The 11,488-nt window shown below is 31.4% G+C and carries 13 protein-coding genes; 7 read left to right on the forward strand and 6 right to left on the reverse strand.

The window, feature by feature from the left end:
• Nucleotides 1–31 precede the first annotated feature (31 nt).
• Nucleotides 32–418, forward strand: coding sequence for a nucleoside triphosphate pyrophosphohydrolase family protein (locus B2989_RS02550; protein WP_292943684.1), 387 nt, complete (start codon nucleotides 32–34; stop codon nucleotides 416–418).
• Between the two features lie 83 nt (nucleotides 419–501).
• On the opposite strand, the gene B2989_RS02555 is transcribed toward B2989_RS02550, so the two are convergent.
• On the reverse strand, nucleotides 502–1,569 hold the full coding sequence (locus tag B2989_RS02555; protein WP_292943687.1) for a branched-chain amino acid aminotransferase: 1,068 nt from the start codon (nucleotides 1,567–1,569) through the stop codon (nucleotides 502–504).
• A gap of 107 nt (nucleotides 1,570–1,676) precedes the next feature.
• Here B2989_RS02555 and B2989_RS02560 point away from each other — a divergent pair, with 107 nt between their 5' ends.
• The 4 genes from B2989_RS02560 to B2989_RS02575 all read left to right on the forward strand — a co-directional run bounded on the left by B2989_RS02560 (nucleotide 1,677) and on the right by B2989_RS02575 (nucleotide 4,321).
• Nucleotides 1,677–2,198, forward strand: coding sequence for a DUF4920 domain-containing protein (locus B2989_RS02560; RefSeq protein ID WP_292943690.1), 522 nt, complete (start codon nucleotides 1,677–1,679; stop codon nucleotides 2,196–2,198).
• Between the two features lies 1 nt (nucleotide 2,199).
• Nucleotides 2,200–2,631 (forward strand): hypothetical protein, encoded by a 432-nt coding sequence (locus B2989_RS02565; RefSeq protein WP_292943693.1) that lies wholly within the window; start codon nucleotides 2,200–2,202, stop codon nucleotides 2,629–2,631.
• Nucleotide 2,632: 1 nt separating this feature from the next.
• A complete protein-coding gene (mnmD, locus tag B2989_RS02570; protein ID WP_292943696.1) occupies nucleotides 2,633–3,322 on the forward strand; it encodes a tRNA (5-methylaminomethyl-2-thiouridine)(34)-methyltransferase MnmD in 690 nt (229 codons plus the stop codon).
• Between the two features lie 96 nt (nucleotides 3,323–3,418).
• Nucleotides 3,419–4,321, forward strand: a complete 903-nt coding sequence (locus B2989_RS02575; RefSeq protein ID WP_292943699.1) for a TIGR01777 family oxidoreductase — start codon at nucleotides 3,419–3,421, stop codon at nucleotides 4,319–4,321.
• Between the two features lie 6 nt (nucleotides 4,322–4,327).
• Here B2989_RS02575 and B2989_RS02580 read toward each other — a convergent pair whose 3' ends face one another.
• The 3 genes from B2989_RS02580 to B2989_RS02590 form a co-directional block, all read right to left on the reverse strand.
• Nucleotides 4,328–5,056 (reverse strand): YoaK family protein, encoded by a 729-nt coding sequence (locus tag B2989_RS02580; protein ID WP_292943702.1) that lies wholly within the window; start codon nucleotides 5,054–5,056, stop codon nucleotides 4,328–4,330.
• 121 nt (nucleotides 5,057–5,177) lie between these two features.
• Nucleotides 5,178–6,410: a M48 family metallopeptidase gene (locus B2989_RS02585; protein WP_292943705.1), complete on the reverse strand. Its 1,233-nt coding sequence runs from the start codon at nucleotides 6,408–6,410 to the stop codon at nucleotides 5,178–5,180.
• A 4-nt stretch (nucleotides 6,411–6,414) separates the two neighbouring features.
• Nucleotides 6,415–7,212: a TrmH family RNA methyltransferase gene (locus tag B2989_RS02590; RefSeq protein WP_292943708.1), complete on the reverse strand. Its 798-nt coding sequence runs from the start codon at nucleotides 7,210–7,212 to the stop codon at nucleotides 6,415–6,417.
• Nucleotides 7,213–7,458: 246 nt separating this feature from the next.
• Between B2989_RS02590 and B2989_RS02595 the strand changes: the two genes are divergently transcribed.
• Nucleotides 7,459–8,277: a DUF6503 family protein gene (locus B2989_RS02595; protein WP_292943710.1), complete on the forward strand. Its 819-nt coding sequence runs from the start codon at nucleotides 7,459–7,461 to the stop codon at nucleotides 8,275–8,277.
• Between the two features lie 112 nt (nucleotides 8,278–8,389).
• Complete coding sequence (locus B2989_RS02600; protein WP_292943712.1) at nucleotides 8,390–9,193, forward strand: DUF6503 family protein; 804 nt, start codon at nucleotides 8,390–8,392, stop codon at nucleotides 9,191–9,193.
• Nucleotides 9,194–9,421: 228 nt separating this feature from the next.
• Here B2989_RS02600 and B2989_RS02605 read toward each other — a convergent pair whose 3' ends face one another.
• Both B2989_RS02605 and B2989_RS02610 read right to left on the reverse strand, forming a co-directional pair.
• A complete protein-coding gene (locus tag B2989_RS02605) occupies nucleotides 9,422–9,736 on the reverse strand; it encodes a GIY-YIG nuclease family protein (protein WP_292943714.1) in 315 nt (104 codons plus the stop codon).
• 459 nt (nucleotides 9,737–10,195) lie between these two features.
• Complete coding sequence (locus B2989_RS02610) at nucleotides 10,196–11,488, reverse strand: amidohydrolase family protein (RefSeq protein ID WP_292943716.1); 1,293 nt, start codon at nucleotides 11,486–11,488, stop codon at nucleotides 10,196–10,198.

Below are 11,488 nucleotides of genomic sequence, written 5' to 3' on the forward strand. Positions count from 1 at the left end.
TACTAACTTCAAGGAATAAAACAACAATTACATGCAAGATAAACTACAGGCTGTAAAAGCATTTCATACCGCTTTTAAAATAGGACACAGAGAAACGCCTAAAGCAGATTTAGGTACAGATAAAAACCTACTGCGTTACGAGTTAATGCGAGAGGAAAATGAAGAATATTTAGAAGCAGCAAAAAATAACGACCTAGTGGAAGTAGCAGATGCTTTAGGAGACATGCTATACATATTGTGTGGTACGATAATAGAACATGGTATGCAAGATAAGATAGACGAAGTCTTTGCAGAAATACAACGTAGTAATATGAGTAAATTAGGCGAAGATGGAGAACCTATTTACAGAGAGGACGGTAAAGTACTAAAAGGTCCAAATTATTTTAAGCCTAATATTAAAGCAATATTAGACAAGTAATAAATAATAATTACAACAAAAAAAAAGCAACCAAATGGTTGCTTTTTTAGTTATCTAAAATTAGATAAAACTATTTATTAAAATTAAAGTTTAACTCGCCATCCAAAAGGATCTTCAGTTTTATTAGTTTGTATATTTATAATACGTTGTTTTAATTGTGACGCAAATGATTGGTCTTGCTCTGGGATTTCAAAGTCTTCACCTCTAAAACCAAAACCAGAAATTGGCGAAATTACTGCAGCAGTTCCAGCACCAAACATTTCTTTTAAGCTACCGTTTTTAGCAGCATCAACTAACTCGCTAACTTTTACTTTTCTTACCTCAGTTTTTATACCTTCAGTTTCAGCTAATTGTAGGATACTTTTTCTTGTAATTCCATCTAAAATCCTATCACTAACAGGAGAGGTTAGTAAAGTGTCGTTGATACGTATAAACACGTTCATTGCACCAGCTTCCTCGATATATTCATGTGTAGTATCATCTGTCCAAATAACCTGTTGGTATCCTTTAGCTTTTGCTAATTGTGTTGGATAAAATTGTCCAGCATAATTACCACCAGCTTTAGCAAAACCTACACCACCATTAGCACTTCGTGAGTAAGTTTCTTCAATTAAAACATTTACTTTTCCAGAAAAATAAGCACCTGAAGGTGCAGTACAAATGATAAATTTATATTCGTCAGCAGGAGAGGCATGAAACCCTTTTCCTGAGGCAAAAATAAATGGTCTGATATATAATGAGCTACCTTCGTTAGTAGGTATCCAGTCTTTTTCAACTTCTAAAAGTGCTTTTAATCCTTCAAGAAAATAATCTTCCGGAACTTCAGGAATTGATAAACGTTTAGCCGAAATATTTAAACGCTTTACGTTCTCTAAAGGTCTAAACATAAACACATCCTCAGTAGTATCCTTATAGGCTTTCATCCCTTCAAAAATAGACTGACCATAATGAAAAATTTTGGCAGATGGATCTAAAGTAATTGGGCTATATGGTACAATTTCTGGCAGTTGCCATTTACCATCTTTATAATCACAAGTTAGCATATGATCTGAAAAAACTTGTCCAAAAGCTAAATTGTTAAAATCAACAGTGCTTAGTTTTGAAGTTTCAGTTCTAGTAATTTTTATGTCTTTTTTGGTTAAAGTTGCCATATATTGTGGTTGAATTTCTGTTACAAAAATACAGAAATATATATTAGAAAGTATGCTATTACGCTTAAAATACTATCTTTGGATAACAAATTATAATAGAAATCACGATGAAAAATTATTTAATCTTATTTGCATTATTGTTAACAATAGTAGCTTGTAAAAATGAAACAAAACAAGACGACACAGTTAAAGACGAAGTTGTTACTGAAACGGTTGAGGTGAGTTACAAATCTTTTGGTAAAGAGATTAATGCTGATGATGCTGTTGCTTCTTCATCTATGCTTAGTCACTACGCAGACATGAAAGCAGGAGATAGTATCCCAACTAAGGTAAATTTAAAAGTTAAGGAAGTGTGTCAAAATAAAGGTTGTTGGATGACAGCAGACTTAGGAGATGGTAATGACGTTATGGTAAAATTTAAAGACTATGGTTTTTTTATGCCAAAAAATATTGCAGAACAAGAGGTTATTGTCAATGGTTTGGCTTTTGTTGAAGAAGTGTCAGTAGAGGAGCAACGTCATTATGCAGAAGATAAAGGTGCAGACAAAGCAGAAATTGAAGCTATTACTGAACCAAAACGTACATTTTCATTTTTAGCTGATGGTGTATTATTAGTAGAAAAACAATAATATGAAACCTGTTTTTTGTTTTATAATTCTAGTCTTTTTTATATCATGTAAAGACAATGCTAATAAGGCTGTCAAAGCAGAGGTTATTTACGACATGTATGTACCTTCAGAAATGTCAGTTTTAATGAAAGAGCTGTATGCATTTAATCTTGAGCTTAAAAAACAGGTTGTAAAAGAAGAGGATTTAACCCCTTTTCCGGAGCAATTTTTGAATATTCATACTGCCCAATTATCAGACTTTAAAGCAAGAACCGAACGATTTAAAAGTTTTTCTAATATCTTTTTAACTGCTCAAAAGGAGATTTATAACACTAGTTCTGATTTAAGTTTAAAAGACAGGTTTAATAATACGATTAATACATGTATCTCTTGTCACAGTTTAGAATGTACAGGACCAATTCCTAAAATTAAAAAACTTTTAATCTCACAATAGGTTGAAACCAATAATCGAAATTACAAAAGATGGTTCTTCAACATTGTTGCACCCAAAATACAAAGCACATTACCATTCTACTTCTGGAGCAATAGAAGAGTCTGATTTTGTCTATCTTAAATCAGGATTGTTTTATTTTTTGTCTTCTTTAAAAAGTCAAGAAGTAACACAATCCTGTTCTATTTTAGAGCTAGGTTTTGGATCTGGACTTAACGCCTTTAATACGCTAGTTAAAACAGAAACACTACCACTAACCATTAATTATGTTGGTGTAGAGACGTTTCCGGTTACCATGGATATAATTAATCAATTAAATTTTCCAGAAGAATTATTGGTTCCAGAACAGCAAAACATATTTAATACAATGCATGAGGTCTCTTGGGACATACCACATAAAATAACACCAAGATTTACACTAGAAAAAAGAAACCAAGACATCTTTAATTTAAAAGCGGTTAATCAATTTGATGTTATTTATTTTGATGCTTTTGGACCAACCGAACAACCTGAATTGTGGACAGCCTCTATTTTTAAAATTATGTTTGAAGCACTTAAACCCAATGGTGTTTTAATGACCTATTGCGCTCAAGGTGCTGCAAGACGTGCTATGCAAAGCGTAGGTTTTAAGGTAGACCGTCTTCCTGGTCCACCAAGTAAACGACATATATTAAGAGCTGTAAAAGAAGCCTAATTAACTAGTATAATTTATATCATTTTACTAAACGTTAAAGCTTACTTAAAGCAATTACAATTAGTCAGACTTATTCGTATTTTTATATAAAAAAGAATGCGCATATTAATTACAGGAGCAACAGGTTTAATTGGTAGCGAAATTGTAAAACAATGTCGTTTAAATAATATTGCTGTTAATTACCTTACTACAAGTAAATCCAAATTAGAAACAGACCCAAATTATAAAGGGTTTTATTGGAATCCCTCAAAAAATGAAATAGACACAGCATGCCTAAATGAGGTTGATGCTATAATACATTTAGTAGGAGCTAGTATTTCAAAACGCTGGACAGCGTCTTATAAAAAAACAATTATGTTAAGTCGTGTCCAAACATCACAATTACTTTTTGATACGCTTAAAAATCATCCTAATCAGGTTAAACAAATTGTGTCTGCTAGCGCAATTGGTATATATCCAAGTTCATTAACTAATTACTATTCAGAAGATTTTAATACAGTCAGTTCTTCGTTTTTAGGTCAAGTGGTAGAACAGTGGGAGCAGGTTGTAGATGCCTTTTCTTCCTTAAATATTATGGTGTCTAAAGTTAGAATAGGATTGGTACTATCTGCAAAAGGTGGTGCGCTTCCTGAAATGGCTAAACCAATTAAATTTGGAGCAGGAGCAGCTTTTGGATCTGGTAAACAGTGGCAATCATGGATACACATTACGGACTTGGCTAATCTGTTTTTACATGTACTAGAAAACAAATTAGAAGGTGTATATAATGGTGTAGCACCAAATCCAGAAACTAACAAGCAATTAACAAAATCTATAGCACAACAGTTAAAAAGACCTTTGTTTTTACCTAATATTCCAGAGTCTTTAATGAAACTAATTTTAGGCGAAATGCATATTTTGTTATTTGAAAGTCAACGTGTAAGTTCTAAAAAGATAGAAGATACTGGATTTAGTTTTGAGCATTACAATTTGCAAAGTGCTTTGCAAGAGGAGTATTAAAACCAGTTATTTATAATTTTTCCTTTTAACTTTTATAACTTTATATCTAAGCGCATCATAGTACAAACTTATTAGTAAAATTATTGCACCAATAATTAATGTGTTTAATTGTAAATTTAGTTTTGAGTAAAAAAATCCACCACTAAGTCCACCAGCAAAAAAGAATAAAATAATATAAATACGCAGTTTAATATTTGCTTTTAGTTTTACTCTTATAGTGTCATATTTGGGGAATAATAACATGGAAAGATCAATACCTAAGTCTGTAAAAAGACCAGTTAAATGTGTTGTTCTGACAACTGCATTTGAGATTTTTGTTACAAAAGAATTTTGAAGTCCCATCGCAAAAAGGAGTAAACATGTCACTATGTTTGGATATAAAATTATTAAAAAATTACTTGAAATGCCTACAGATATTAAAATAAAACATTCAATAAGTGTAGGTATAACGTAAACATTAAGTTGTTTGTTTTCTCTAAATTTTTCAATCAAAAAGCTAGAGCAAAAAGAACCAAACAAAAATGAAAATATATACAAAAAATAGATGGTTCCTTTCCAAAATTTAAATTCAGCAACATCATTTATAAATAGCGCAAAATGACCTGTAACATTTGTTGTTAATTGATTAAAAGCTAAAAATCCCACTACATTAACAATTCCAGCAACAAACGATAATACTGTAGCAATGCGTAGATTATGTTTTAGATTTCTGCTTTTGCCTTGATGTCTAAACATTACTTTTAATTTATTGACACTAAATTAATTTTAATACTTTTAAACATGATACAATTAATCTCATGTTATTTTTCTGGAAATAGTATCTACAAGTTAAAGTAAAATTATAAATAACACTGATTTACTGTCTTAAATTTTTAATTCTTTCTAGCAAAGTAGGATGCGAGTAATGCATAAAAACATACGCTGGATGTGGTGTTAAATTACTTAAACTATTTTTAGATAATTTTTTTAAAGACGTAATTAAAGGTTCTGCTTTGTAGGTTGTTTTTGCGAAATTATCGGCTTGGTACTCAAACTTGCGTGAAAACCAGTTCATTAATAAACCTGTTATTTCAGATAAAGGTGAATATAAAATTCCGAAAGCAATTAATCCTATATGAAAACTTGGTGTTGTAACACCTAAGGCTTCGCTCAACAATGGGTTTCCTATTAAAAGCGATAAAATATAAAGGGTAAAACCTGTTAATAATATGGATGTTATCAGATTAAAAATAATGTGTTTCTTTTTATAATGGCCAATCTCATGTGCTAAAACAGCAACAATTTCATCTTCATTTAAATCATTAACTAAAGTATCATATAGCGTAATGCGTTTTTCATTTCCAAAACCGGAAAAATAAGCGTTTGCTTTTGTGCTACGTTTAGAGCCATCGATAATAAAAATTTTATCTAAATTAAAACCAACAGTATTAGCATAGTCAGAGATTGCAGTACGCAAACTGCCATTTTCCAATGGACTTTGTTTATTAAATATTGGCACGATTAGTCTTGAATAAAATAGATTTACAAAGACCGTAAATACGGTTATTAGCATCCAAGCATATAACCAGAATTTTGAGCCTGTAGTTTGATAAAACCAGGTTAAAGCACCTAATATTAAACCACCAACCAAAATAGTCATCATCCAACCTTTAATTTTGTCTATGATAAAGGTTTTTTTTGTGGTTTTATTAAACCCAAACTGTTCTTCTATAACAAAGGTTTTATAATAAGAAAAAGGTGTAGTCAACACATCGCTACCTAACATTATTATTCCAAAAAAAATAAGTGTTACTAAAATAGAATTATTGGTTAACTGTCTTGCCAATTGATCTACGTATGCAAAACCATCAAAAAAGAAAAACCCTAAAGTTAACAGTATAGAAAACGTAGAGGTAAGCAATCCAAATGTATAGTTAGTCGCTTTGTAACGTTGTGATTTTTTATATTCTGCGTCGTCATAAACATCCATTAGCTCGTTAGGCAAAGCATCATTATAGTGTTTCGCGTTAAGCGCATCCAGAATTTTATCTATTATAAAACTTATAATTAGTATGGCTATTAAAATGTAAAATAAAGTGGTTGCAGTCATTTGTTTATTTAAAATTACGCTGACGTTTAGCTTCAAAAATTAATATTCCAGCAGCAACAGACACATTCATGGAATCTATTGCACCTTGCATTGGTATTTTTATATTTTGTTTAGACGCTTGTCGCCAAGTATCACTTAAACCATCAGCTTCCGTACCAACAACAATAGCAGTTGCTTTGCTATAATCTTGTTCGTGATAATGCATAGCATCTTGTAAAATGGCACTGTAAATAGCAATATTATTTTTGTTTAAAAAAGTTATAATATCTTCAGTGCTACCTGTCGCAATTTGGTTAGTAAAAACACAGCCAACGCTAGAACGTACGATGTTTGGATTGTACAGGTCTGTTTTTGGATTTGCAATAATTACAGCATCTACATTTGCAGCATCTGCAGTACGTAAAATGGCACCAATATTACCTGGTTTTTCAGGTGCTTCAGCGATTAAAATTAAAGGATTGTTATTGTTAAAAACAATAGATTCTAATTGATGTGGTTTGCTTTTGGCAATAGCGATTATACCTTCCGTAGTTTCACGATAGGCTATTTTTTGGTAAACTTCTTTTGAGACTTCAATAATATCAATAGTCTTTGGTAAATCATCAAGTTTTGTAATGTCATAAATTTCGGGTAAGACTAAAATAGTTTGTATGGCATACTGTCCGTTTAAAGCCAGCTGAATTTCGCGTTCACCTTCTAAAACAAACGTATTTGTTTTTTTACGTTCACGGGATTTTTCTTTAAGTAAAACAATATGTTTTATTAGTGGATTTTGAGTGCTACTTATTTCTTTATTTGCCATTTTAAATGTTTAAAACCCTAATTATATTTCATCACAAATTTAAGCTAAATCTTGCAGTCTACAAGACTGATGCATTATCTAAAATTTATTTTGATATTTAGGTGTAAATACATAATAAATACGCTATAAAATAACAGATACTTTAAAAATTGAAGACTTATAAAAAATATCAAATTGCTACCTTTTTTTTGTAAAGAAATGTGATTAATTTCGACTTACTTAAGAATACTAAAAACCATTATTTAAATGAGAAAAATACTTTACACATTATCACTAGGTTTATTTTTGTTTTCATGTAAATCTGAAACAAAAACCGAAACTCAAACTGTGACAAACGAAGCAGAAAAAGCACCTACAGAAAAAGCAGTTAAAGAGACTAACAAATATCCGGAAAATTTAACTAAAGTATTTAAGGCACATGGTGGTTTGGAGCTTTGGAAATCTATGCGATCTTTAGAGTTTACGCAAGAGAAGCCTGATGGAAAAGAAGTTACAACTACAGATTTATACAATAGAAAAGCCTTGTTATCATCTCAAAATTATGCTATTGGTTTTGATGGTCAAAAACCATGGTTATTAAATAAAACAGATAAAGAATATAAAGGTTATGATCCTAAATTTGGCTATAACTTAATGTTCTATTTTTATACTATGCCTTTTATTTTGTCTGACGACGGAATTAAATTTTCTGAAGCAGAAGCACTTACTTTTGAAGGTATAACTTACCCAGGAATTAAAATTTCATACGATAATGGTGTAGGTGCAACACCAGAGGATATTTATGTATTGTATTATGATGCTGAGACTTTTAAAATGGAATGGTTGGGTTACACAGTAAACTTTGTGCCAGGAATTGATACTAAAGAGTTACATTTTAGACGTTATGGTGATTGGCAAGAAGTAAACGGTTTACTTTTACCAAATACAATTACAGGTTATGGTTTTAAAAATGATAGGCCAACAACACCCAAAACTCCTAATGTTTTTACAGATGTAAAGTTGTCTACAACAGCACCAGATGCAACAATGTTTGTTAAGCCAGAACAAGCTAATTTTGTAGACTAATTTAAGTTATATATTATATTAAAAAGCTTCAGTGTAATACTGAGGCTTTTTTTTGTAAAGAATGTAATAATTTACGACTTAACTTGCTACTCATAAATAAAACATATTATAAATGAAACAATTACTATACACCTTATTTTTAGGATTAATGCTTTTTTCTTGTAAAAGTGAAGTTAAAAAAGAAACCATATCTGAAACTGATTATTCTAAAGAAACATTGGATGTAACGACTTCAATCTATCCAGAAAATATATCTAAAGTTTTTGAAGCTCATGGAGGTTTAGATAACTGGAACCAAATGCAATCTTTAGCTTTTACCATGACAAAGCCAACAGGTAAAGAAGTGACCACAGTTAATCTAAAATCTAGAGAATCTGTAATTACTACGCCAAATCACACGCTAGGTTTTGATGGTAAAGACGTATGGTTGGATTCTAAAAATAAAGAGGAGTATCAAGGTAACCCTAAGTTTTATTATAACTTGATGTTTTATTTTCATACAATGCCATTTGTGTTAGCTGATAATGGGATTAATTATGAAGTAGCTAAACCATTAAGCTTTGAAGGAGTGGAATATCCAGGAATAAAAATTAGTTATGATAATGGTGTAGGAGCATCTTCTGACGATGAGTATGTATTATATTATAGTCCGACTACATTTAAAATGGAATGGTTAGCTTACACTGTTACATTTAATAGTAAAGCTAAAAGCGAACAATGGTCGTTTATCAAATACAGTAATTGGCATACTATTGAAGGCATAGTATTACCAGAGATTTTAACATGGTATATTGTTGAAGATAATTTACCAGTTAAAAAACGAAACGATTTACAATTTACAAATGTTACTTTATCTAAGCAATCATTAGCTGCAAGTACATTTGCAAAGCCTGAATCTGCTGTTGTAGTGAAGTAGTATTTACAATTTTATTAAATAAAAAAGGCGACCCTTTGGGTCGCCTTTTTTGTTTATGGTTATTTTGTTAATTAAACTGTCACACTGAGCGCAGTCGAAGTGCTTATTTAGTATTATGTTTCTTGTTTTGCAAGGTCTTCGACTGCGCTCAGCCTGACATTGGTGGTAAAATAATAATTAGTGTTGTTGTTTTACATTGATCGCAGTCAAAGTGCTTAGTTTATTGACTTATATTCCACTATATTTATAATGTGTTGCATTTCTACATTCAGATAAAATTTTAAGTAAATCAAAGTCCTTATTAATTAGAGCTTCTTTTTTAGATCTTGTCCAACCTTTAATTTTCTTTTCAAAATAAATGGCTTGGATTACATCATTAAATTCTTGGTAAAATTGACAAATGATTGGTCTTCTTTTGTATGTATAACTACTTCTGTTTTTACCTGATTGGTGTTCTTTAAGTCGCTTTTCTAGGTTATTTGTAATTCCTGTGTAGAACGAATTGTCAGAACATTTTAAGATGTAAACGTAATAGAAATACATTTGTGTTTGTTTAGTTTTAAGGTCTTCGACTGCGCTCAGCCTGACATTGTTGATAGAATTATGTTTATTAATTAAACTATCACAATGAGCGCAGTTGAAGTGCTTATTTAATTTTATGTTTCTTGTTTTACAAGGTCTTCGAGTGCGCTCAGCCTGACATTAGTTATAGCATTGTGTTTAGTACTTTAATTGTTACACTGAGCGCAGTCGAAGTGTTTATTTATTTTTATGCTTTTTATTTAAAAGGTCTTCGACTGCGCTCAGCCTGACATTGTTGATAGAATTATGTTTAGTACTTTAACTGTCACACTGAGCGCAGTCGAAGTGCTTATTTAATTTTATGGTTTTTGTTTTAAAGGTCTTCGACTGCGCTCAGCCTGACATTAGTACTAAAATGATAATTACTAATATTGTTGATAAACAGAGCGTAGTCGAAGCCTTTTTTTTATTAAATTCTCTTTATTTCTTATACTTCTTAGAATAACGCTTGTACAATTCTGTTTGGTGTGTTTCTAAACTGATGTTACGACCTTGGATAAAGGCTTGGTCCAATTTGTTTGTTCTCATATCCAAAGCATCACCTTGGCTAATAAATAATGTAGCATCTTTTCCAACTTCTAATGAGCCTACTTTATCATCAACTCCCAATATTTTTGCTGTATTTAATGTAATTAAACTTAAAGCTTGTGCTTTAGATAAGCCATAGGCAACAGTAGTTCCTGCTAAAAAAGGTAAGTTTCTAGTGTTCATACGTTCCATATCTCCTGCATTTTCTAATCCAACTAAAATACCAGCATTTACTAATTGCGATGCTAATTTGTATGGTAAGTCATAATCATGATCATCTCCATTTGGTCTAGAGTGCGTACGTTGTACTAATACAGGTATGTTGTTTTGTTTTAATAAATCAACAACATTATTTGCTTCATATCCACCAACAATAACTAAGTGTTTTATGTTTTCTGCTTTAGCAAAATTAATAGCGTCTGTAATTCCTTTCTCGTTATCTACGTGTACAAAAAGTTTTTTGCTACCATCCATTAACCCTTCTAAAGCTTCAAAAGGTAAATCTTTTGGAGATGTTTTATTAGCATTATAGGCTTTACTTTGGGCAAAGTAATTGGTTAGCTCTTCTATCTCTTTTGCGTAATTTTTGTTTTCTTTTAAAACATTTGGTTCTCCTAACCACCAGCGACCTCTAGAGTAGGTGCTTGGCCAATTTAAATGTATACCATCATCAGTTTTAATAGCTGCATCTTCCCAGTTCCAAGCATCTAATTGTACAACACTTGATGTTCCAGAAATACGTCCACCACGAGGTGTAATTTGAGCCATTAAAACACCATTTGGTCGCATAGATTCTACTACTTTAGATTCGGTATTATAAGCAATAAGACTACGTATGTGTGGATTCATAGCACCAACTTCGTCATCGTCGTTGGTAGCACGTACAGCGTCTACTTCGACCAAACCTAAAGTTGAATTTGGTGCAATAAAACCAGGATAGACATGCTTACCTTTAGCATCAATGATTGTTCCTTTTCTCGCAATTTTTGTGTTAGCACTACCAACAAAAGTAAGTGTACCGTTTTCAAACATTATTAAAGCATTTTCAATAACGTCACCATTTCCTAAATGTGCAGTTGCACCTTCAATAGTAATGGCTGTGGTTTGTTTATCTCCAGGCGTTTGTTGGGCAAAACTAATTACCGAAACACATAACGTTAGGATTAATATTTTAAATTTTCTCAT

Source organism: Olleya sp. UBA1516 (assembly GCF_002323495.1).
Taxonomy (GTDB): Bacteria; Bacteroidota; Bacteroidia; order Flavobacteriales; family Flavobacteriaceae; genus Olleya.